Consider the following 24120-nt stretch of genomic DNA (forward strand, 5'->3'; position numbering starts at 1 on the left):
ATGGATATCAAAGAGTTTTCAGCAAAATTAGCTGAAGCAACAAAAGAATTAAGTCCGGAAGAACAAACAGCTTTAATGAAGATGTTTGCAACCGTTTCAGATGACTTAAATACTCCAAGCTCAACGAGCGGTGGATTTGCATCTGCTGGTCAAACGACGATCCCAGCAGGAATCACTCCTCGTTTAGAGGCATTAAAAGAAAACTACTTAAAGCAAGTGCCGACAATCACCACACACAGAGCAAGAGTGATCACAGAAATTGCAAAAGAAAATCCGGGAATGCCTAAGAATATTTTAAGAGCAAAATCATTCAAACGCTGCTGCGAAACAGCACCTTTAGTGATCCAGGACAATGAACTGATCGTTGGTGCTCCTAATGGTGCTCCTCGTGCGGGTTCATTTTCACCAGACATCGCATGGCGCTGGATGGAAGAAGAAATCGAAACGATTTCTAGCCGTCCGCAAGATCCATTTTTCATTTCTGATGAAGACAAGAAAATCATGAGAGAAGAACTATTTCCATTCTGGAAAGGAAAATCGATCGACGAATATTGTGAAGATCAGTTTCGTGAAGCAGGAGTTTGGGAACTATCAGGAGAGTCTTTTGTCTCTGATTGTTCCTACCATCAATTAAATGGCGGTGGTGACTCAAATCCAGGGTATGACGTAATCTTGATGAAAAAAGGGATGCTGGATATTCAAAAGGAAGCGCAAGAGCAGCTTGAAAAAATGGATTATGAAAACCCAGATGATATCGAAAAAATTTATTTTTATAAGTCTATCATCGATACAGCAGAGGGTGTCATGATCTATGCACGCAGAATGTCTGAATATGCTGCACAATTAGCGCAAAGAGAAACGGATCCTAAACGTAAAGCAGAGCTTCAAAAGATTTCTGAGGTCAATGCAAAGGTTCCTGCACATAAACCAGAAACCTTCTGGGAAGCGATCCAGGCTGTTTGGACGATCGAATCATTATTAGTCGTTGAAGAAAATCAAACAGGGATGTCGATCGGCCGTGTGGATCAGTATATGTATCCATTTTTCAAAAATGATTTAGCAACAGGCAAAATGAATGAGTTTGAAGCTTTTGAATTGGCAGGCTGTATGCTGATCAAGATGTCTGAAATGATGTGGATCACAAGCGAAGGCGGTTCTAAATTCTTTGCTGGCTATCAGCCATTTGTCAATATGTGTGTCGGCGGTGTGACGCGTGAAGGACATGATGCGACGAATGAGTTGACCTATTTATTGATGGATGCTGTCCGCCATGTCAAAGTCTATCAACCATCCTTAGCTTGCCGAATCCATAATCGTTCACCGAGAGAATATTTGAAAAAAATCGTTGATGTTGTTCGAGCAGGAATCGGGTTCCCAGCTTGCCACTTTGATGATACGCATATCAAAATGATGCTGGCTAAAGGTGTATCGATCGAAGATGCCCGAGATTATTGTTTAATGGGCTGTGTAGAGCCGCAAAAATCTGGACGTTTATATCAATGGACATCAACTGCCTATACGCAATGGCCGATTTGTATCGAGTTAGTGCTAAATAAAGGTGTGCCGCTATGGTATGGTAAAAAAGTTTGTCCTGATACAGGCGACTTAGCGAATTTCAAAACATTTGAACAGTTTGAAGATGCAGTCAAAGAGCAAATCAAATACATCACGAAATGGTCATCGGTAGCAACCGTCATCACGCAACGAGTACATCGTGATTTAGCACCGAAACCGTTGATGTCATTGATGTACGAAGGCTGTATGGAAAGTGGAAAAGATGTTTCAAGCGGTGGTGCGATGTATAACTTTGGTCCGGGAGTTGTCTGGTCAGGCTTAGCAACCTACGCTGATTCAATGGCCGCCATCAAAAAACTGGTTTTCGATGAGAAAAAATATTCGTTAGAAGAATTGAATCGTGCATTGAAAGCTGATTTTGTTGGTTACGAACAAATTCGTACAGACTGCTTAAATGCACCTAAATATGGGAATGATGATGATTATGCTGATTTGATCGCAGCAGACTTGATTCATTTTACAGAAAAAGAACACAGACAATATAAAACCTTGTATTCAGAATTGTGTCACGGAACATTATCGATCTCAAATAATACTCCATTAGGTCAAATGACTGGTGCCTCGGCCAATGGACGTAAAGCGTGGATTCCGTTATCAGATGGAATCAGCCCGACGCAAGGAGCCGATTTCAAAGGACCGACAGCGATCATCAAATCGATCTCAAAAATGGCGAACGATACGATGAATATGGGGATGGTCCACAACTTCAAAATCATGTCAGGTTTGTTAAGTACACCTGAAGGGGAAGAAAGTCTGATCACGTTATTGAAGACTGCCAGTGTTCTGGGCAATGGCGAAATGCAGTTTAACTATTTAGATAATGAAACATTGTTGGAAGCACAAAAACATCCGGAAGAATATCGTGATTTGATCGTTCGAGTAGCAGGCTACAGTGCCTTCTTCGTTGAATTATGTCAGGATGTACAGGATGAAATCATCAGCCGGACAATGTTGACTAAGTTTTAACTCTGGAGGATGAAAAATGAATAACCCAAGCACGGAAACAATAGAAAGACAAGTCATGATTTTTAATGTACAAAAATATAGCTTATACGACGGTCCTGGCATTAGAACGATCGTATTTTTTAAAGGCTGTCCGCTGCGTTGTCAGTGGTGTGCGAATCCAGAAGGTTTGGAGCGCAAGTTTGAAGTAATGTATAAAGAAAGTGTTTGTAGTGACTGTCGAGCATGCGTCGATGTGTGTCCAGTGGGGATTCATTATATGGATGAAAATGGCGATCATCAAGTGAATCGGGATATCGCCTGCACAGGCTGCCGCGCTTGTTCAGATGTCTGTCCAATGGCAGCCTTGAACATTACAGGTGAAATCAAATCGATTTCAGAAGTCATGGAAATCGTTCATGAAGATGATGAATTTTATGAACAATCCGGTGGCGGTGTGACACTTAGCGGAGGTGAATGTACTGCTCAGCCAGAAGCAGCGCTTGCATTACTACAAGCTTGTAAAGCAGATGGGATCAATACAGCAATTGAAACCTGTGGACATTCTAGAATGGAACGATTGCTCAAAATCGCTGAATATGTAGATCTTTTCTTGTTTGATTTAAAACATATGGACCCTGTCCGACACAATGAATTGACTGGAATCAGTAATGAAAAAATTTTGGCAAATTTAAAAGAAGTTTTAGAACTGGGGCATGACGTGCAAATTCGGATGCCGATGCTAAAAATGATCAATGACAGCCAACAAGAAATTCAGGCGATCATCGAATTTTTACTGCCGTATAAAGATTATCCTAATTTTCATGGGATCGATTTGTTACCTTATCATAAATTAGGGGTGAATAAATACGGACAACTCGGTATGGAATATCCTGTTGCTGGAGATCCTTCGTTGACAGATCCTGAACTAGATCAAATCGAACGCTGGATCAAAGACTATGATTTTCCAGTGAAGGTGGTTCGTCATTAGAAAAGTGAGAAAGGAAGCGTTCTGATGCTGGAAAGTAATGTACAACGGGTGATAGAAGAATCTGTTCCAGGAAAGCAAGTGACCTTGGCTCACGTCATTGCTTCGCCGATCACAGAAGTATATGAGTCACTAGGCGTCGAAGATACGGGAGCAATCGGTATCTTAACCATTTCTCCTTTTGAAACAGCGATCATTGCCGCGGATATCGCTGGAAAAAGCGCAGACGTAACAGTCGGGTTCCTTGATCGTTTTACTGGTTCGGTATTGTTGACGGGCGATGTTCAAAGTGTAGAAGTAGCTTTAGGGGCTGTCGTGACTATTTTAAAAGAACGGCTGGATTATGAAGTTGTTCCGCTTACTAAGACATGAACAAACGATTGTTGATCATAGGCCCAAAGGGAAGCGGCAGTCATATCATCGCTCAGGCGATCGAGCAAACCGATAAGCCGATTCGAAAAGTTGCTAATCTACTTTATACCAAAAAAACGATCATTGTTCCAAGTCAGTATCTTGAGAGTCCTTGGATGCATAAACATATCATTGCATTACAGCAAGAAGCTCATCAAGCATTGTTTCTTTTACCGATCCAGAGTACGAAAAAAAGTTATCCACCTAATTTTGCTCAAGTTTTTAGAATACCGATAGTGGGTGTCATTACCTATAAAACCGGGAACTATTCCGAAGAAATGGTGCTAAAAGCACAGCGATCATTAAAAGAAATAGGAATCAAAAGAAGACATATTCAAGTTGATTTGACTGATAAAAACGATTTATTAACCGTTGAAAAGTATTTGAACATGAAATAAGTAAGAAAGGAGGCTATTTTTTGTTTAATCAATTTAAAATGCCGACCAAAATCATTACAGGAGCAGGAAGTTTAGCAGAACTACAAGCACTATCTTTAAAGAAAGTCTTGATCATCTGTGATCCATTTATGGAAAAAAATGGAACTGCTGAAAAAATTGGAAAGCTGCTGAAAGAAAAAAAGATTGGCTATAGTATTTTTTCTGAAATCATTCCAGATCCAACGATTGATGTCGTAACGAAAGGGCTAGTTGCAGCAATCAAGTCAAAACCTGATGGAATGATCGCCTTAGGTGGCGGGTCAGCGATGGATGCAGCAAAAGTGATTCGACAAATGTATATCACAGCTGAAAAAGAAAGCTCCGTTCAGTTGATCTGTATTCCTACAACGAGCGGTACGGGTAGTGAAGTGACCGCTTTTGCAGTGATATCTGATCCTGTTGTACAAAGTAAATATGCTTTGGTCGATGATCAGATGATTCCTGATTATGCAATATTAGATCCCCTGTTAACGATGAGTGTTCCCAAAAATGTCACAGCAGATACAGGGATCGATGTTTTTACTCATTGTATGGAAGCTTTAGCTTCAACAAATGCTACTGACTTTACCGATGCTTGTGCTGAAAAAGCAATGAAAATCATTTGGAATGATTTGGTTTCAGTTTTTAATGATGGCGAAAATAGTATGCTGCGCGAAAAAATCCACAATGCTTCATGCCTAGCTGGAATCTCATTCAGCGAAGCTTCTTTAGGAATTTGTCATAGCTTAGCACATGCTCTAGGTGGTCGTTTCCATATTCCGCATGGTCGAGCGAATGCGATGCTACTGCCTCATGTGATCAGTTACAATGCCGGTCTAGAGACAGAAAAAGAAATTCCGCAGTTACTGATTTATAAAAATATAGCGGAGCTTTTAGGCTTTAAAGCTGGGACCTCAAAGGCAACCGTTCATGCGATGAATACAGGGATTCAGCGTCAGTTTAAACAAATGGGTATTCCAAAGACCATCAATGAATGCGGGATCGATCCAGAAGAATTTATTACGGCGATTCCTGAAATGGCTGAGAAAGCTTTAGAAGATAAATGTACGCTGACTAACCCAAGAACACCGAAAAAAGCAGAACTAGAATCGATTTATCAGAGGCTGTTAAGAGGTGGTTATTGATGCACTTTATTACTGAAAGTGACTTACGAACCCATTTCCGCAAGGAGCCTTTTACACATATGACATTGGCAGAAACAGAGCGTTTAACACCAGGAGCAAAGCAGTTTTTGCAGGATAAACGAATCGAATTGGTTCTTACAAACAAACAGTCAGCAAAAGAAAAAAAAGAGAGAGACACACGGTCTAGTTTGATCGCCTACCAGGAGATTCTTTCTGCAGAATTACTTGAAGCTGCTATTTTAGCTAAGGAAAAGCAAATAATACTAGGACAAAAGTTACTCGTATTACAAAAAAAAATCATGACCTTTTTTTCTAATGACTGTTTAGGCTCAGAAGAATCAATAGAACCAGTGAAAGCATCATTATTTCAATTTGACGCTATTCACATTTTTAGTGAACAAGGTCTGTTGTTGATCAAACTTAAGAAAATCTATGGTCTCATTACTCTGATTTCAACTGAAAATCCACAATACGAATCTGGGCTAACAGCGGTTGCTCAAGAACTTAGTGTGTTAGTCAAACAACTAGTAGGGGATGCCGATGAATAAACAAATGCTAAAGAAATGCAATCAATTTATTGCCGATTTTGAAAAAGTGATCCAAAAACCAAAAAGACATCCTTCGAACGTTTACTATACAGGAGTTGATTTAGGAACAGCATGTATTGTATTAGCAGTCTTAGATGAACAGTATCAGCCTGTTGCGGGAGCGTATCGCTATGCCGATGTTGTTCGAGATGGCATGGTGGTTGATTACATTGGCGCGGTTGAAATCGTCAGTGAGCTAAAAGCAGAGCTGGAACAACAACTGAAAACAGAACTAGTCTATGCAGCGGCTTCGTTGCCTCCTGGAACGGATGAATTAGATGGTGGTGCGATCAAAAACGTTGTTCAAAGTGCAGGTTTTGAACTGACCAACTTGCTGGACGAGCCGACAGCAGCCAATCAATTGCTGAAAATAGCTGACGGAGCGGTTGTTGATATTGGCGGAGGAACAACAGGTATTTCAATCATCGAAGCAGGAAAAGTGGTCAAAGTTGCAGACGAGGCGACTGGTGGTACTCATCTATCTTTAGTTTTGGCCGGTGCATATAAATTTTCCTTTGACGAAGCTGAGCAGTATAAGCGAGAAGTTAAACACCATGATGAGTTATTGCCAGTCCTAAAACCAGTGATCGAAAAAATTTCATCGATCATTATACAGCAAACTTCTGGGTTTACTGTCAACGGTATTTATCTGGTTGGCGGTACAGCTTGTTTGAAAAATATCGAAACAATCATAGAAAAAACGACAGGCATCCCAACATTCAAGCCAATCAATCCGATGTTTGCAACACCCTTGGGAATTGCCTTAAGTTGTACAGATCAAGTATTAAAGTAGGAGGTAAGGTCATGGATTGCCGCATTATCAAATCACCAGGGGAAAATACATTAGCGATTTTAAATCGTCGAAAGGGCTCAAAGGAAGAATTAGGTACGCCAGATGCAGTCGGATTAGTGCAAGGAAAATTGATTGAGATGATTTGTGCCACAGATGTTGCTGAAAAAGCAGTTGGTGTAACGATCGAAGATATTCGGGGCAGCTGTCCGCAGAATATGATCTTGTTAGCAATTTTTGGCGATACCGCTTCGGTCACAGCTGCAATCGAAGAAATCAAACGAAGAGAGAAGAATGGCCAATGGTAACTGCAACCTTGATGGATAATATTTGGGCTACGCGCAAATCAGAAAAATTAAATGGCTTAAAGTTGATGCTGGCGCAGGTCACTGGCGGTTCTAGAGATGGTGAACGGATGGTAGTCTGTGATGTGATCGGTGCCGGGATCGGTGATCGCGTGATTATCGCTACAGGATCGGCTGCCAGACGGATGCTGGAAGATGACCTGATTCCGATCGATGCAGCTGTTGTCGGGATCATTGATGAAAGTTGTGAGTCTGTATAAAAGAGAGTGTGGCAAAATGAAAAAATTAATTTGTGCAGAAGATATCGAAACCCTTTATAAAGAGGGGAAACAGTGTCTGACAGTAACAAAACAAACAATTATTACACCTTCTGCAAAAGATTTAGCAGAAGAGTACAACATTGTATTTCAAGTGCAAACAGAACCTGTAAGAACGATGAATCCAGCTGCCTGTGAAACGATTTCTAAAGAGGGATTGGTCTCCTTATTAAGGCAATTATTAAATGATGCTGGAATCGATAGTTTTTCAGACGTTCCTTTTGCATATGAAAAACATAGCAGTGGATTGAAGATCATCAAAGGTTCTACTGTAAAGCTTAGTCCTTTGAATCTAGATGATCCAAGGATTCGTTATCAAGAATTGATCACACCAGCGGAAAGTCGATTTAGTTGCGGAATCATGGAAATACAAGATAGTTGCTTTTATGATGATCAAACGCTGGAGTCATTCAACTACATCATTGAAGGCGAACTTCAATTGACGATCGGCGGAGCAACCTTTGCGGCAACTAAAGGGGATACGATTTTCATTCCAGAGAATCAAGCAGTCAGCTGGTCTACACCAAACAAGGTCACGATGTTCTGTGGAAAATCGAAAGGTGTTGGTAAAGAATGAATCAAGCGATCGGAATGATTGAGACAAGAGGCTTACTTGCGATGATCGAAGCAGCTGATGTCATGCTTAAATCATCAGAAGTACAACTTCTAGGTAAAAATAAAGTCGGTGGCGGGTTGAATACTGTGCTGATCACAGGGGATGTAGCGGCAGTTACTACAGCTGTTCAAGCAGCTGCAGCAAGTGTGGAGCGTTTAGGACCAGGTTTGTTAGCGGGTACGCATGTGATTGCTCGTCCGGAAATTGCTCCTGAACAGTTTATCCAAACGAAAATGATCGAAGAGCCGATCACTGAAACTGTCGATGTGATCGAAGTCATTGAGGCAGAACCTATCGAAGAAGCTTATGACATAGAAACAAATGAAGTCGATAAAAAAGAAGCGCTGTTACAAGAGCTTAGTCAAATGAAAGTCGTTGATTTAAGAAAATTAGCGAAAGAGCAAACCAACTTTAGCATTGCCAAAAAAGAAATCTACCGCACCAGTAAAGAAACACTGATTGCAGCGTTGATTGACTTTTTAATAACAAATGAATAGAGGATCATGAATGGAAACTTTTGACAAAGATTTACGTTCTGTCCAAGAAGCGCGTGATTTAGCCCGCAAAGGTCAAATCGCTGCAGAACAAATTGCGACTTTCTCGGAAGAACAAATCGATAAAATTTTATGTAATATGAAAGAAACGGCAAGCAAGCACGCAGCTTGTTTGGCTGAGCGGGCGGTAAAAGAAACTGGTTTTGGGAAAGTATTAGACAAAACCTATAAAAATCATGCGGCATCGACCTTACTTTATGAAGAAATCAAAAATGAAAAGACAGTCGGCATTGTTGCCGAAGATCCAGCTAAAGGGACCTTTGATGTTGCTGAGCCTGTTGGTTTAGTTTTGGGGATCATCCCTTCAACCAATCCAACATCTACTGTGATCTTTAAAGCAATGATCGCGATCAAATCAAGAAATTCGATCGTCTTTTCTCCGCATCCAGCGGCTCTTGAGTGTACGAAAAAAACAGCAGAAATGTTGAATCGTGCAGCTGTTGCCGCTGGCGCACCAGAAGGGATCATCAGCTGTTCAGCGATTCCAACAATGGCTGGAACCAATGAATTACTACATGCTCCAGAGGTAAGTTTGATCATTGCCACTGGCGGTCCAGGTATGGTCAAAGCAGCGTACAGTTCTGGCAAGCCTGCATTAGGTGTCGGCGCGGGAAATTCGCCGGCATATATTGAACGAACAGCTGATGTAAAAAGCGCTGTCGCAAAAATCATGGCATCAAAAACCTTTGACAACGGAACTATTTGTGCCTCTGAGCAATCGATCATTTGTGAAGAAGGCAATAAAGAAGCAGTTATTCGTGAACTAAAAGCTCAGGGCGGCTATTTTATGTCTAAAGAGGAAACAGATAAGGTTTGTCAGCTATTATTCAAAAATGGATATGCAATGAATGCTAAATTTGTCGGACGTTCTGCCGATGTGATTGCTGAAGCAGCTGGAATAACAATTCCAGTGGATACAAAAGTTTTGGTCGGTGCACAAGACGGCGTAGGTGCCGGCTATCCGTTATCTTTTGAGAAACTGACAACAGTATTGGCATTTTATGTGGTCAATAACTGGGAAGAAGCTTGTCACTTGAGTATCGAGCTATTACAAAATGGTATTGGACATACCATGAGTATCCATACGAATGACCGTGATATTGTGATGAAATTTGCAGCAAAACCGGCTTCAAGAATCTTAGTCAATACTGGCGGCAGTCAAGGCGGTACAGGGATCAGCACTGGCTTGCCGATATCCTTTACCTTAGGTTGTGGAACGTTTGGCGGTAGTTCAGTCTCAGAAAATGTTGGACCGAAACACCTATTAAATATCAAAAAAGTAGCGTACGGCTTAAAAGATGTCACTACTTTGATTGAAAACGATCCAACCTTTACCTTTGAAAAAACAATTGATGATCAGACTTGTCCAACAGTTTCTGTACCGGATACAAAGGTGACTGGAGGAAGTCAGATAGCTAATGATGATCTAGAAACGTTAGCAAAAGTTGTTCGTCAAGTGTTGGCTGGGATGAATCAATAAAGAAATGAGCTGAATCAATGAATAATTATGAAGAGTTATTGGGCCTAATACTAGAAAAACTGGCAGAAGGCGGACTAAAAGAAACAACCTCTAACAGCAATGCAATTCCTGTAGGGATTTCCAATCGCCATATCCATTTATCGCAAAAAGACGTGGATAAACTATTTGGTCAAGGATACCAATTGACCAAATTAAAAGATCTATCTCAGCCAGGGCAGTATGCGTGTAAAGAGACACTAATGATCTGCGGTCCTAAAGGGATGATCGAAAATGTCCGAATTTTAGGGCCGGTCAGAAAACAGACACAAGTCGAAATTTTACAAAGTGATTCGTTCAAAGTTGGTGTCAAAGCTCCTTTGCGCTTGTCTGGTGACTTGGCTGGAACGGCTGGCATCACATTGATTGGACCGCATGGTTCAGTTGAATTGACCGAAGGTGTTGTTGTAGCAAAGCGTCACATCCATATGCTGCCAGCTGATGCTGAGCGTTTAGGTGTACGTGATGGTGAAGCTGTAACGATTGCCTTTACTGGCGAGCGTGGCGGAGCATTGGACAATGTTATTATTCGAGCGGCTGAAAATTCTGGTTTAGAGTGTCATATCGATACAGAAGAAGCAAATGCTCTTGGGGTAAAACCCGGCACAACGATTGTTATCCAAAAAAATTAATATAAATCTTTAGGAGGAAATTATAATGAAATCAGATGCTTTAGGAATGATCGAAACAAGAGGACTAATTGGTTCTATTGAGGCGGCTGATGCAATGGTCAAGGCTGCAAATGTTTCACTAGTAGGAAAAGAATTAGTTGGTGGCGGAATCGTGACAGTGATGGTACGTGGAGATGTAGGTGCTGTTAAAGCGGCGACTGATGCTGGTGCTGCCGCTGCTCAGCGTGTTGGTGAGCTATTATCTGTTCACGTGATTCCGCGTCCGCACTCAGAAGTAGAAAATATTTTACCGACAGAAGCATAATCCATAAAGTTGAAAAGGTGAAGCATAGAAGTCAATCGTGCCTCACCTTTTTATTTAGCGGTAAAGGGAAAGGGAGGAAAAAATGAATAAAACAGTGATCATTGGTTCAAACCATGCAGGAATCGCAGCTGCAAATACATTGTTGGATCAGTACTCAAACCAAGAAGTAGTGATGATCGAAAAAAATTCTAATCTTAGCTATTTAGGCTGCGGCACAGCACTTTGGGTCGGTCGACAAATCGATTCTTATGAAGGTCTATTTTATACAAAGAAAGAAGACTTTGAAGCGAAAGGAGCTAAAATCTATACCGAAACAACGGTAGAGAAGATCGATTTTCAACAAAAGAACATTCAATGTCAGTCCAGTACAGGAGAACGTTTTTGTGAAAGTTATGATACGCTGGTTTTAGCGACAGGTTCTAAACCGATCGCACCAAATATTCCAGGAGCTGATTTAGAAAATATCCATTTTTTAAAACGATTCCAAGATGGTCAGGCAGTAGATAAACGAATGTCAGAACCAAATATCAAAACAGTTGCGGTGATCGGTGCCGGTTATATTGGTGTAGAGATTGCTGAGGCGGCAAAACGCAGAGGGAAGCACGTTCTACTTTTTGACGGAGCAAACCGTTCACTTCCTAGCTACTATGACAGAGAATTTACCGATAAAATGGATAAAAATTTGTCAGAGAATGGCATTGAGCTGCATTTTGGTGAGTTAGCAAAAGAATACAGAGGAAGGAAGGCTGTTGAAGAAATCGTAACGAATAAAGGAACCTACAACGTTGACCTAGTGATCAATGCGATCGGTTTTTTGCCAAACAATGAACTTGGAAAAGAGCATTTAGAGTTATTTCATAATGGCGCTTACGTAGTAGACGAATATCAACAAACGAGTGATCGTTCTGTGTATGCTGTTGGAGATTGTGCCACGATCTATTCAAACGCACTTAAGAAGATCAGCTATATTGCATTGGCAACAAATGCTGTCAGAACAGGCTTGGTTGCAGGCCATAATATTGGCGGAACCAAGCTTGCTTCTTCAGGTGTTCAAGGCTCAAACGGGATCTCGATATTTGGACTGAATATGGTGTCAACGGGACTTTCAGTAGAGGCTGCGAAAAAAAATGGAATCGACGTATTGCATACAGATTATGAAGATTTGCAAAAACCTGGATTTATGTCTGATAACGCCCAAGTAAAAATCCGGATTGTCTATGAAAAAGGCTCACGTAGGATCATTGGAGCACAAATGTGTTCACGAGCAGAGATTTCAATGGGGATCCATTTATTTTCATTAGCGATCGAGCAAAATGTAACGATCGATGAATTAAAATTATTGGATATCTTCTTCTTACCGCATTTTAATCAGCCCTATAACTACATTACGATGGCGGCTTTAACAGCAGAATAATCAACAAGACACTGACGTATTTTACGTTCAGTGTCTTGTTATTTGCTAGAATGAAGAGCCTGGCTCTTTTAAAAAGGCAATCTCTTCTGCCGTAGAAGTTCTGCATAAAATGGCGTTTCGATGCGGATAGCGACCAAATCGGATTAAAATGTCACGGTGTTTCTGTTCAAAATCAAGATTTTGTTCCATTCCTTTTTCTGCAAAGCGTTTGACTGCTTCTTCATGAATCACCAAAGACTCAGAATGCATCAAAGGCATATAGAGAAAGCTGCGTTCTTGAGTAGTCAACTCATTTAGCTTGCCTGAAGTCATTGCTTCTTGAGCTAAAACAAGCGCCATTCCGTCATAAGCAAAAGATTGAGGCTGCTCTCTAAACAAATTGCGGGAAAACTGATCTAAAACAATGATCTCAGCTAAACGCCCGTGAATGGTTTTTCGCCAGTCTGATTTTTCTCCTCGAGCTACCTGCTCGTGAATAGCAGAAAACCGTTCTTTGATCAATGCATCAAAAGCCAAATCCTTTTTGAACCACTGGCTGGGTTCAGTTTCTTCGAACCAAAAATGTAAAATATCGTGATCGTTCATGTGTCATACCTCCAGAACTGAGTGATATCTTTTATTGTAGCATATATAATGAAGCTGAGACAAAAGTGTCTAGCTTTGAGAAATAAGAAGAAGCTGCTTTTATCTCGGTGTTTATTCGGAATAAAAGCCCTGGACAAAACTGTCTTTAAGTTTTGTCCAGGGCTCAATATCATCGACTGATTATTTTAATTTAAATTTTACTTTTGTATTATCATTGAATTGTCCTTGGAATTGGAATTGTTTGTAGTTTGAACCATTTCCTAGTTTGTTTAAGATATGAGTAGTTACTTCTTTTTGACTAGCTGTTTTCAAATCCAAGCCGGCAATGATTCCTTCGATCTTCGTTTGTGCTGCGCTGCCTTGTAATTGGATTTTCTTTGATTTGTCCTGATATTGTGCTTTCACTGTTCCATTAGATTTTACTTCATATTGTAGCTCAACTTCTTGACCATTTTTGTAATCTACTTCTATTTCAAGTTTTTTCAAATCAGACTGTTCAGGAGCTTCTGGTGTTTCAGGGGTTTCTGGTTCCTCAGGTGTTTCAGGAACCTCTGGCGTTTCTGGTACTTCTGGTGTTTCACCAACATAGTAAGATTGTAAACCAAACTCAGCTTTCACATAGCCTTTTGTAATTAAGATCACTTTTAAGTGCAAGTCATCTTGATAAGTCATTTTTTTCAAAAGGTTGATCGACTTAGAATAGTACAAACCAAAATCACGAGCGATCACACTTGCCTCAGAAGCACTATAGCCTGCAGCTTCCCATGTATCAGCCTTTTTCAATTCGTTGTATACCTCAGTTACATTTTTACTTGTCAAAGACAAACCAGTGTACTCTAATAGATCTGCTTTGTTAAATAGAGTGATTGTTTTCGCGTAGTTTGACTCAACAACAGTTGCTGCATCGACAGAATGTACTGCTGTTCCTAAACTTGCTGCACAAAAACTCATTGCTAAACTTGCTGCTACGATACCTTTAAAAAATTTCATAAAAAATTCCTCCTTTTCCTTGCTACTATTTTATGAATAATAGCTTGATTACATTATTGGACAGATAGATCATAAAGTAAAGGGTTATTAATCAATTCTCATAATTTTAAGTAAAATTTAATTTTCTTGGAGAAATGTATGTATGACTATTATTTATTTATAATACTAGATAAGTGATACATTTTATGATTGGCATCAAACGTTAAAAAAGATATTAAATGCATTTATTTGCATTTTTTTCATTGATTTTAACGCATCGTTGCAAAATAATGCATTTAATGTTACCTTTAAATAAAGGAAGTGATGATAATGCTGATGGAAGAACGGCTTGTGAAAATCAAAGAACACATTGATGAACATAAAAGTGCGACGATTGAACAGTTAGCGGACAAACTTCATGTGTCAAAAGACACGATCAGAAGAGATTTGATCAAATTGGAACAACAAAATGTTATTCGCAGAACGCATGGTGGCGCAATAGCTGCCAATCGTGAGGCGTTGATCTTGAATTATGAAGAACGCTCAAGTAAATTCACCATAATCAAAGAAAAGATCGCGCAAAAAGCAGCAATGCTCATTAAAGATAATACAAGTGTGTTATTCGATTCCTCAACGACAGTTGAAGCGGTCATCAGAGAGTTGAGCAATCAGACAATGTACGCAATTACTAATTCATTGACCCATGCGACACTTTTAGCGAAATATGATAAAACTCAAATCAGCATACTGCCGGGCAAACTTCACAAACAACAACTTTTTTTATATGGCGCTGAAACTGTAAAGAAGATCGAAGAATATCAGGTCGATTATACGATCTTAGGCGTTTTTGCTATTTCTAAAGAAGGTCTTTTTATCCACACAGAAGAAGAAGGGCTGGTCAAACGCCAAATGATTGCGCAAGGTCAAAAAGTCATTGCTCTTGCGGATCATACAAAAATAAATACTACTGGTTTTTTCAAGATTTGTTCGTTAGCTGATATAGATATATTGGTCACAGACGAGCCTTTGGAGAAAGTCTTTATGCAGAAGTTAGAAGAAAATGATGTCGATGTAGTCATAACAGCAGAATGAAAAGGAGCAAAAAAAGATGGACAAAAAAATTGTACTTGGGCAAGTAAAAGAGCCGACTCTCTTTGAACATGTCGCACCTGTTTTTTTAACAGACGATACGATCAATGAGCGGAAAGAAAAATTGCTGAAAGAAATGAAAAAATCAAATTTTGATGCGGTTGTCATTTATGCAGATAAAGAACACGGCGGAAATTTTGAGTACCTGACAGGTTTTATTCCCCGCTTTGAAGAAGGGCTGTTAGTGGTTGAGGCTTCAGGAAAAAGTACAGTCATTTTAGGAAATGAAAATCTAAAGATGGCGGCAGTTTCCCGTATTGAAGTGACACTAAAGCATAGTCCACTTTTTTCATTGCCGAACCAACCTATGGATAATGATGCTGATTTAGAAGATATCTTTAAGGAAATCGGTCTCGCTGATCAACAAAAGATCGGGCTAGTTGGCTGGAAAATGTTTACCACAACACTTCATGATCCTAAAGGATTCTTTGATATTCCATATTTTATTGTGTCAGCGTTGTTGAATTGTTTAACAGAAAATAGTGAAGTAGTCAATGCAGCTCATCTATTTATCGGTGGAGATGCCGGTGTACGTACGATCAATAATGCCAATGAAATCGCTCATTATGAATATGGAGCAAATTTAGCCTCTTCGTGTATTTTGAATGCGATGAACGCAGTAGATGTTGGTGTAACGGAGGCTGAACTTGGTGCATGTCTGACGGCAGAAGGTCAGACAAATACAGTGGTAACGATCGCGGCGACAGGCCAGCGTTTTGAAAAAGCGAATGTGTATCCTACACATAAAAAAGTCCAGTTAGGTGATCCACTATCGATGACGACTGCCTTTAAAGGCGGCTTATCAAGTCGCACAGGTTTTGTTGTAGAAACAGAAGATCAGCTCCCAACGAATCAAAGAGATTATCTGGAAGGAGTAGCAAAACCTTACTATAATGCTGTTGTACATTGGTTAGAAGAGATCAAGATCGGAATGGAAGGACGCGTATTATATGATAAAATTGAAGCTGTTTTTCCTAAAGAAAAGTATCACTGGCATTTAAATCCGGGCCACTTAGTTTCAGATGAAGAATGGATGTCTTCGCCAATTTATGCTGATTCAAGAGAAACGATCAAGAGTGGAATGATCTTCCAAATCGATATCATTCCTTCGATCAAGGGTTATACAGGAGTTAGTGCAGAAGAATGTATCGCGATTGCAGATGTCAAGCTTCAACAAACAATAGAAAAGCAGTATCCAGAACTATGGGAACGTATCATAGTTAGAAGAGCATATATAAAAAATGAATTAAATATTGAACTTGCTGAGGAAGTATTACCATTATCAAATACGGTTGCTTATTTACGTCCGTTTTACTTAGAGAAAAACCAAGCATTTACCGTAGTTCATTGTTACTAAAAAATATTAGGCAGTTAGATGATTTGAGTGAACCTATATAACAAGATTTGAACGTATGAGGTAGGGGTTATTGTATGTTATAAACTCTATTCTAAGGAACAGAGTGCTTCTAAAGCAAGCTGCTATATTTCAGAATAATCCAAAGGGAAAAGGACTATTTTATTGAGTAGATATGCGGATAGCAATCCATTCTAATTCTAACAGCCATATGTTCAGTTAAAAAACAGAATTGTAAAGATAACGAATACCACTAGGATAGGTTCCAAAAGAATCATTCTAGTGGTATTTTCATTCTAGAGATGAATTACAGGGAGAAATAGTAGATTACGGTAAAATATTTCAATTAAAAATAATCATTTTTCAAGAAGAATCAAAAACATAAAAGGAATAATATGTTTGAAAAATATGATTTTGATAAAAAATACAAATACGTATTTTTTTATTTAAATATATTTATTATTATTTTATGACGTTTAAAGTAATGTATAGTGAACAAAAAGGAATCGAATATGAGGTCTTCTATAAGGACGACAATATTCAAACTTATCAAAGAGGGACAGACGATCAACTAAGAAAAATTGCGTCAGGCAGACTGGATACAGCTGGTATGAGAGAACTTTCAACAGAAGTAGTAGAGATTGAGAAGAATAAAAATTACTCAATCATTATAAAAGTTCGATATCCAGAAGACGTCAGTTCATTTCATGTAGCCTTGCAGGAAATGAGTGATGCAGCGCAAGGAAAATATCCTGATTTGCCCGAAGGGAAAACTTTTATTAGCCGTGAAAACGAAGAAGATAGTATGTATTGGCGAGGTATCTCAAATGGGGAGTTTTATGGTGGAAGCTTCAAAGGTAATGCATATATCAGTGCCTATACAGACATAGTTGAAACAGAAGAAATAGCTGTAACAGATGTAAAAACTGATCCAGAAAGTGCAGAATTACTTGTAGGAGAAATAATTCAATTATCAGCGACTATCTCCCCAGAGAATGCGACAGACAAAACAGTACATTGGAGTAGCTCAAATGAAGCAGTGGCAGTAGTAGATGAAAATGGAACCGTAAGTGCAAAGAAGAAAGGAAAGGCTCGAATAACTGTTTTGACAGAAGATGGTCAAAAGAAATCAGAAAGCACAATAACAGTTATTGAAGAGAATGAAATTCCTGATGGAGTATATGGAACGGTACCATGGATATGGGAAAAAGAAACACAAACGATTGTCTTTGGGGGAGGTGAGTTTCCGACAAGTACTCTAAACTACAATTTACGAAACCAGTAATAGCTAATAAAAGATCTTGTTATTTATTTGAAGGAATTGAAACACTAGAAGCGATTGAAGGCTTGACCTATTTGGATACCTCAAAAGTAACAACCATGAATAGGATGTTTTCTGGGAATTCCAAATTAACTGCATTAGATTTGAGTGAGTTTGATACCTCGAAAGTAACAGATATGAGTAGCATGTTTAATGGAGCAGGTCTATCCAAATTAGATATAAGCAACCTAGACACTTCAAAAGTAACAAATATGAGTGCCATGTTTTGTGGTATGCCTAGATTAGAGCAACTAGATGTTAGTAGCTTTGATACCTCTAAAGTAACGAGTATGTCTTGAATGTTTGCTGGTAATGATAAGCTTTCAACTATAGATATGAGTAGTTTTGATTTGTCAAAAGCTAATACGGGTCATATGTTTTATCAATCTAGAAGTTTGGATACATTAAAACTAGGGGAGAAAAGTAATTTTGCATAGTCTCCACTTTTGCCAGAAAGATACCAAGTGGGTTATACGCAGAGATGGTTTCTAGCTGATTCTAAGCCGATTTATATTCTTCCTCCCAGTAAGAACTTTATAGAAAACTATGATGGATCGAGGCCTGGAACATGTACCCGAGAAAGGTTATTTCCTCTAACTTCAGTCGAGATATTGTCTAAAAGTGTGGAACTGATTGAGGGAACAGAAAAAGTATTGATACTTAGCTTTACACCAGAGAATGCTACAAATAAGTCAGTTAGTTACTCTTCTTCGAATCCAGCTGTCGCAAGTGTCTCGGAGGATGGTATTGTCACAGGGATGAGTGCAGGTACGGCAGAAATTACTGTAACAACAGAAGACGGCAAGTTTTCAGATAAAAGTACCGTTACTGTTATAGACGCACCAAAGCTGTTCGTTGACAACTTTTATCTAGGGATTGATGAGTACGTAACAGGAGAAGTTGATGCCTCTCTAAGTGCGAAGAAGGCACAGCTATTCGTTAGTGGAGAAGTGCTCACCACAGGAACCGTGAATAGATCTGGCAGTTATGAGTTAGCGGCAGAAGGAAGGATCACCAAAGAAAGCGACAAAGTAGAAGTCGTTGTTTTAGACCGAAAAAACAGCGAAGTAGGCCGGATAGAGGTACCGATCATAGAAAAAAACTATGAGTTGACAGTGAATCCCTATGTGCTGTATGAAGATACACAAGTGAGCGGTACAACGGATTACTATCACACCCATGTAGCATTCATGCTCAATGGGGAAGAGGTTGAAAGAAAACTACTGACCGCCACAAGGACATTTACTTTTGATGCAGAAGAACACATTGCGTATGAAGATGATGAGGTGGAAGTGGTTGGTTATCGTTATGATCAAGAAGTCTCGAGAAAAAAAGTAACGATTGAAGAACCTCAAGTGGAGATGAACTTAGAGACATATACGATCGATACCTTGTATGTGCAAGGAACTGTCAAAGGAAAATCAGCGTCAAGCGTGCGATTATATGTGAATCGCAAACGCCAACAAACAGTCAATGTGTTAGAAGACGGCAGCTTTAAGTTATTGGGTGTATCGATACAGTCCCCAACAGATAAAGTAGAAGTGGCTGTGTTAAACGATGCAGGGATCGAGATCCAACGATTTGGTGTAAAAGTAACAAACTAAATAAGCCAGTAGCTGCAGGAGAATGGTCTTCAGCAGCTTTTGGTTTGAACTGAAACATCGTAATCTCAAAGAGCAGTGATAAAGGGAGGTTTTAAGAAATAATAAAAAGACAGAATAAACATAATCAAAAAAGGAAGATTTTATTAAAAAAAATGAAATTGACAGATATAGTAGTAATTAGTTAAACTAAATTGAACAAAAAATTTTTTAGGAGTGATCAAGTGAAAAAAAGCACAAAGAAACTGTTAGTGGCAATGGGGATGACTACTGTTTTAGTAACAGCACTAACATTAGGAAAAAGTACGACTGCGGATGAAAATAAGGTATATATTCCTGATAGAGCGCTTAGACAAGATGTAGTTAGACAAATTGAAGAGCCAGTAGAAAATGAGCTTCCAACAACACGGCAAATAGAACAGGTTGTCTCAGTATATGGTGGGAACAATGGCTCGTTGGAAGGTGTTCAATATGCGACGAATGCAGAATCAATAAATACTTCAGGTGGCTATGGAATTATTGATTTTCGGCCAATCTCAGGAATGAAAAACTTGAAAGAGTACTATTCATACTCTTCAATAATTCAAGGAGATCCATTGAAAGTTCTAGATATATCGCCGTTTGGAAAACTAATAAATCTTGAAAAACTATCTTTTGGGTATGCAAATATTCAAGATTTTAGTATGTTATCTGATTTACCTAATTTAAAATCAGTAACAGCTTTTGGTGGTTATCCGGTAAAACTTCCAACTGTGTATGTGGATAAAGCGACAAAAAAATTTATCATGGAACATCCAGTAAAATACTCAAAACAATTTGATGGTGAAAAGGTTGTTTCTGGAGTTTCAGGTGCTGTGCTTAAAGGGAATGCCGTAGAAATCGAAAATTTAGAAGAAGATGTTTCGGCGATTAACCTATTATTTGAGGCTTCTTCAAATGATGAAGGAGAACGTTTTTCCAACTCATATTCAAATTTTTATGCTACATTCAGCTGTGAAATACCTATTGTTTGGTATTAATGTAAATTGAAAGAAAGCCAAAAGAGTACTTGTTTTAACGATTTGGTTTAGTTGTTTGCTTTATAGAAACATTATCCTTTTCAAAATTTGGTTTATGAAGAATTTTCAATCTATTAGATATATCGATACAGTCCCTAACAGATAAAGTAGAAGTGGCTGTGTTAAACGATGCAGGGATCGAGATCCAACGATTTGTTGTAAAAGTAACAAACTAAATAAGCCAGTAGCTGCAGGAGGGGCTTCTTCTGCGGCTTTTAGTTTCATGTAACAAGTTTTGATTTAGGTAACCAATGAATGAACCAAAGTGAACGTATTACATAGAACAAAGGAAAGAAATTCCTATAAAAGTAATCAATAAACAAGAAATATATCTAGAAGAACCAAAGATAGGCACAATACAACAGTCTAGAATGATAAAAAAATAAATAATTATCAAAAAAACAAAAAAACACTTCCTTTTTTTGTTTTTTTTTTGATGGAAAAACCTATATCTACCGTATTTTCTACGATAGACTAAAAAAGAGCTGACTTCTCTAGTTAAAAATGCAGGAAAAAAGAGAGGCAGGAAAAAAAAGAAGAAAGGAGAAAATGAATATAGTGTCTAGCGGAAGAGAAAAAGAGAAATACTAGGGAGGAAAAAAATGAAAGAAAAAGTATTGTTTATTAGTTTATTAGCCTTATTTTGGGGAGGAAGCTTTTCACAGATACATGCAGAAGAAGCACCAGCCGCAAGCAAATATGATTTTGTGGAATATGATGTTGAGGCAGGCAAGGAGAAGATCATATCCTTCAATGAAGATTTGTATGAACAGATGTCGGATCATTTAGAGATCTCGCCACCCAAAAAACAATCATACGTGCTACAAAGGAGAGAAAAATAATTCTATAGAGGATTCATATCCAGACATAATTTCGTTCACAAGCAGAATAAATCAGAAAGGCATAACTAAAAGGATATCTAATAAGATAAATTTCAAAGTAAATAGAATTTATGCTAAATGAAAACTAGATATTTAAGGAACTCAAAATGAACTTTGAGTTCCTTTCTCTGACTCCTATTTTAAAAATCGGTCGTATAAAATTTTTAATTTGGATTAAATCTATTATACTAATGAATCTGATAAAAACGGATTACGTCAGTTGAAAAAATATTTTTTATACTAATTTTATTGAGTAAATAATATTTCCTTATTTTTTCTTCAAGAAAGGTTATAAAAACTAAGGTAGCAGATAGCAGGGACTTTAAGGATAGCCAGTAGCAAAGGTAATGGAAAAGTGAAGGTACATTTATAGGTAAATAAAAATATATGATTTTTTTATTTTAAAAAGGATAACAAAAAAGTATTAAAAGGATGAAAAAATTTTAATTATCCTTTTTGTATGTTAAAATATACTTGTGACAAATAAAAAATATCAATATGAATTGTTGGTATGAAGGAGAATTTATAGCTATGGAAAAAGAAATTGGGAACAGAAAAGGGTTTTTAAAAAAAGTTTTAGTGATGTTAGGTATGATTTTATTTGTAGGCGTTATTCAAGAGTCAAAAGTGTATGCTGAAAATTCAGATCCTAATATTTTCGTACATGGACTTACAGGGTTTGGAGAAGGAGAGTTAGGACCCAAATTATATTATTGGGGTGGAAGTACACAAAATATCATTGGAGATTTATCAAAAAAAGGATACACAAGTATGGAAGCAGTTGTCAGTCCTTTCGGAAGTAATTGGGATCGTGCGATCGAGTTGTATTATTATATTAAAGGAGGTACTGTTGATTATGGAGCTGCACACGCTGCAAAACATGGGCACGACCGTTATGGCAGAACCTTTCCAAGCCTCTATCCTCAATGGGATGAAAACAATAAGGTTCACTTGATTGGACATAGTCAAGGTGGGATGACGAGTAGAATGCTAGATACTTTGATTCGTGAAGGAAGTGAAGAAGAAAGAGCGTATGCACTTGCGAATGGTATAGAGTTATCTGATATCTTTTCAGGAAATAGGGCAAGCTGGATTCGAAGTATTACAGCAATTGCCACTCCACACAATGGAACTCAGGTAGCAGCATTAGCTAAGAATTTATTACATGATATAATTTATGGTTCGGCTTTTATTGCTAACAGCTCAACAGTAAATTTGCGTTACGATTTTAAATTAGATCAATGGGGATTAAGACAAGCAGCTGGTGAATCCAATAAGAATTATTTAAAACGAGTTTTTAACAGCTCTGTTTGGAAAGCAAATGAGGATATCGTTTTATATGACCTTACTACAGAGGGGGCAGGGAAACTAAATGAGCAAACGAGTTTGAGTGATGAGGTCTATTATTTTTCTTACTCAGGGAACGCAACATATAAAGGTCCGTTTTCAAATAATTACTACCCATTACTTTCTATGTTTCCGGTTTATTCTGCTTCAGCAACATATATTGGTGCGACCGGTGGAAAAGAATGGCGAGCAAATGATGGATTAGTTCCGGTGATTTCTGCATTGTATCCTTTTGGACAAAATAATAAGATGGCTGATGGAAATCTTGTCACAGGTGCATGGTATGTGGAACCCACTATAAAAGGATGGGAACATATGGATTTTGTAGGTCAGGATTATATACAAGCACCAGCCTTAAAAGGGAAGGTCCAGAAATTCTATCAAAATATTGCTGAACGCAATCGTTCACTATAATCAATAAACTGAAGAGCAGATTAGATTCTGTATTAGTTACATTTAATGTTAAATCATTGCCTGTTTTTGAATGCCCAACTTTCAGAGTGGGCATTCCTTTTTACTATACAGCCTTCAGCACTATTTCCATTGAATCGTCCTATATATATATATATATATATATTTCCAGGGCTGCCTTTTTCTGTATGCTAGAGCTGGTTTCAACGTCTATATTTCTAATTTCAGTGATGTTTTTTACTCTCTTATTGTAATCGAAATAATTTTTATCAGCTATTTTTCATTTCTAAATCAATAACGCAATTATTCCAGATTTATAGGCTAAGAGTCTGTTCCAGGGAGTAAATGATTTAAGTCCTGCATTCCATAATGTATTTCGCTGATTTATTCAAATAATCGAACGTAAGTACGCTTGCCTTTAATAAGAATTTTTTCAATCTCATCTTCAACAGTTTAGTAAAAATAAATGATTTTAGTGAATAAGACACGATCCGATACATTTAATGATATCTCCAGTCTGAGTAAAAAGCTGAATCATTACCTCGATAATATTGCCTGAAAATAAGATATGTTCCATCTTACATAACGTTACCAGATAAAGATGGGGTAGATAATCAGATATTCTCCAAAAACTGTAAGATAACGTAACAAAAAGGTATATAACAGATTTGTAAGAATCGATTGATGGTATGATTACATTTTTTTTATATCATTTTCTGTTGAATATTATTTTGATGAAGATTTAAAAACAATAAAAACATTTCAATCGTTCTTTTTGTATGTTAATGTGTACTTGTGGTGTAAAAACCGAAAAATTGCATGAAGGAGGTTTTGTAGATATGAGAAAGAAAGACGGGTGATTTTCAAAAAAGTTTTAGGAATATTAAGTACAACTCTATGTGTAAGAATAATTCGAGAATTGAAAGTGTATG

25 protein-coding genes are annotated in these 24120 nt (G+C 38.2%); 23 read left to right on the top strand and 2 right to left on the bottom strand.

Annotation, left to right across the window (positions count from 1 at the left end; all coding sequences use genetic code 11):
* The 15 genes from cutC to nox all read left to right on the top strand — a co-directional run bounded on the left by cutC (position 1) and on the right by nox (position 12512).
* A complete protein-coding gene (gene cutC, locus A5889_RS13385) occupies positions 1-2541 on the top strand; it encodes a choline trimethylamine-lyase (protein WP_087639297.1) in 2541 nt (846 codons plus the stop codon).
* Between the two features lie 16 nt (positions 2542-2557).
* Positions 2558-3508 (top strand): choline TMA-lyase-activating enzyme, encoded by a 951-nt coding sequence (gene cutD, locus A5889_RS13390; protein WP_087639298.1) that lies wholly within the window; start codon positions 2558-2560, stop codon positions 3506-3508.
* A 24-nt stretch (positions 3509-3532) separates the two neighbouring features.
* The gene (locus tag A5889_RS13395; RefSeq protein WP_087639299.1) at positions 3533-3877 is read left to right on the top strand and encodes a BMC domain-containing protein; all 345 of its coding nucleotides are present in this window, start codon (positions 3533-3535) and stop codon (positions 3875-3877) included.
* A gap of 8 nt (positions 3878-3885) precedes the next feature.
* Positions 3886-4314: a EutP/PduV family microcompartment system protein gene (locus A5889_RS13400; protein WP_242585676.1), complete on the top strand. Its 429-nt coding sequence runs from the start codon at positions 3886-3888 to the stop codon at positions 4312-4314.
* 20 nt (positions 4315-4334) lie between these two features.
* On the top strand, positions 4335-5477 hold the full coding sequence (locus A5889_RS13405) for a 1-propanol dehydrogenase PduQ (protein WP_242585678.1): 1143 nt from the start codon (positions 4335-4337) through the stop codon (positions 5475-5477).
* Positions 5477-6025, top strand: a complete 549-nt coding sequence (locus A5889_RS13410; protein WP_087639301.1) for a hypothetical protein — start codon at positions 5477-5479, stop codon at positions 6023-6025. Before A5889_RS13405 ends, A5889_RS13410 begins: the two co-directional genes overlap by 1 nt.
* Positions 6012-6857, top strand: coding sequence for an ethanolamine utilization protein EutJ (gene eutJ, locus A5889_RS13415; RefSeq protein ID WP_422389705.1), 846 nt, complete (start codon positions 6012-6014; stop codon positions 6855-6857). Before A5889_RS13410 ends, eutJ begins: the two co-directional genes overlap by 14 nt.
* Positions 6858-6868: 11 nt before the next feature.
* A complete protein-coding gene (locus tag A5889_RS13420) occupies positions 6869-7162 on the top strand; it encodes a BMC domain-containing protein (RefSeq protein WP_087639303.1) in 294 nt (97 codons plus the stop codon).
* Positions 7156-7419, top strand: coding sequence for a EutN/CcmL family microcompartment protein (locus tag A5889_RS13425; protein ID WP_087639304.1), 264 nt, complete (start codon positions 7156-7158; stop codon positions 7417-7419). Before A5889_RS13420 ends, A5889_RS13425 begins: the two co-directional genes overlap by 7 nt.
* Positions 7420-7435: 16 nt before the next feature.
* Entirely contained in the window at positions 7436-8053 is a 618-nt protein-coding gene (locus tag A5889_RS13430) for a cupin domain-containing protein (protein WP_087639305.1), read from the top strand.
* A complete protein-coding gene (locus tag A5889_RS13435) occupies positions 8050-8589 on the top strand; it encodes a BMC domain-containing protein (protein ID WP_087639306.1) in 540 nt (179 codons plus the stop codon). The genes A5889_RS13430 and A5889_RS13435 overlap by 4 nt, the downstream gene beginning before the upstream one ends.
* Positions 8590-8599: 10 nt before the next feature.
* Entirely contained in the window at positions 8600-10126 is a 1527-nt protein-coding gene (locus A5889_RS13440) for an acetaldehyde dehydrogenase (acetylating) (protein WP_087639307.1), read from the top strand.
* Between the two features lie 17 nt (positions 10127-10143).
* Complete coding sequence (locus A5889_RS13445) at positions 10144-10794, top strand: phosphate propanoyltransferase (RefSeq protein ID WP_087639308.1); 651 nt, start codon at positions 10144-10146, stop codon at positions 10792-10794.
* A 25-nt stretch (positions 10795-10819) separates the two neighbouring features.
* Complete coding sequence (eutM, locus tag A5889_RS13450) at positions 10820-11098, top strand: ethanolamine utilization microcompartment protein EutM (RefSeq protein WP_087639309.1); 279 nt, start codon at positions 10820-10822, stop codon at positions 11096-11098.
* A gap of 82 nt (positions 11099-11180) precedes the next feature.
* A complete protein-coding gene (gene nox / locus A5889_RS13455) occupies positions 11181-12512 on the top strand; it encodes a H2O-forming NADH oxidase (RefSeq protein WP_087639310.1) in 1332 nt (443 codons plus the stop codon).
* A gap of 45 nt (positions 12513-12557) precedes the next feature.
* Here the strand turns inward: nox and A5889_RS13460 are convergent, their stop codons facing one another.
* Both A5889_RS13460 and A5889_RS13465 read right to left on the bottom strand, forming a co-directional pair.
* Positions 12558-13097: a DUF924 family protein gene (locus A5889_RS13460; protein WP_087639311.1), complete on the bottom strand. Its 540-nt coding sequence runs from the start codon at positions 13095-13097 to the stop codon at positions 12558-12560.
* A 180-nt stretch (positions 13098-13277) separates the two neighbouring features.
* The gene (locus A5889_RS13465) at positions 13278-14087 is read right to left on the bottom strand and encodes a YusW family protein (RefSeq protein WP_087639312.1); all 810 of its coding nucleotides are present in this window, start codon (positions 14085-14087) and stop codon (positions 13278-13280) included.
* Positions 14088-14396: 309 nt separating this feature from the next.
* Here A5889_RS13465 and A5889_RS13470 point away from each other — a divergent pair, with 309 nt between their 5' ends.
* The 8 genes from A5889_RS13470 to A5889_RS13500 all read left to right on the top strand — a co-directional run bounded on the left by A5889_RS13470 (position 14397) and on the right by A5889_RS13500 (position 23191).
* Complete coding sequence (locus tag A5889_RS13470) at positions 14397-15158, top strand: DeoR/GlpR family DNA-binding transcription regulator (RefSeq protein ID WP_087639313.1); 762 nt, start codon at positions 14397-14399, stop codon at positions 15156-15158.
* Positions 15159-15174: 16 nt separating this feature from the next.
* Positions 15175-16572, top strand: coding sequence for a M24 family metallopeptidase (locus A5889_RS13475; RefSeq protein ID WP_087639314.1), 1398 nt, complete (start codon positions 15175-15177; stop codon positions 16570-16572).
* 481 nt (positions 16573-17053) lie between these two features.
* A complete protein-coding gene (locus A5889_RS13480; protein ID WP_242585688.1) occupies positions 17054-17854 on the top strand; it encodes an Ig-like domain-containing protein in 801 nt (266 codons plus the stop codon).
* A gap of 35 nt (positions 17855-17889) precedes the next feature.
* The gene (locus A5889_RS16505) at positions 17890-18189 is read left to right on the top strand and encodes a BspA family leucine-rich repeat surface protein (protein ID WP_422389720.1); all 300 of its coding nucleotides are present in this window, start codon (positions 17890-17892) and stop codon (positions 18187-18189) included.
* A 165-nt stretch (positions 18190-18354) separates the two neighbouring features.
* The gene (locus tag A5889_RS13485; protein WP_254909533.1) at positions 18355-19494 is read left to right on the top strand and encodes an immunoglobulin-like domain-containing protein; all 1140 of its coding nucleotides are present in this window, start codon (positions 18355-18357) and stop codon (positions 19492-19494) included.
* Positions 19495-19715: 221 nt separating this feature from the next.
* Positions 19716-20510, top strand: a complete 795-nt coding sequence (locus tag A5889_RS13490) for a hypothetical protein (protein ID WP_087639319.1) — start codon at positions 19716-19718, stop codon at positions 20508-20510.
* A gap of 641 nt (positions 20511-21151) precedes the next feature.
* Positions 21152-21391 carry a hypothetical protein gene (locus A5889_RS13495; RefSeq protein ID WP_207114654.1) on the top strand — a complete coding sequence of 80 codons (240 nt, stop codon included), beginning with the start codon at positions 21152-21154 and terminating at the stop codon, positions 21389-21391.
* A gap of 570 nt (positions 21392-21961) precedes the next feature.
* On the top strand, positions 21962-23191 hold the full coding sequence (locus tag A5889_RS13500) for an esterase/lipase family protein (RefSeq protein WP_087639320.1): 1230 nt from the start codon (positions 21962-21964) through the stop codon (positions 23189-23191).
* Positions 23192-24120: the final 929 nt, after the last annotated feature.

It is taken from the genome of Enterococcus sp. 9D6_DIV0238 (genome assembly GCF_002174455.2).
Lineage (GTDB): Bacteria > Bacillota > Bacilli > Lactobacillales > Enterococcaceae > Enterococcus_L > Enterococcus_L dunnyi.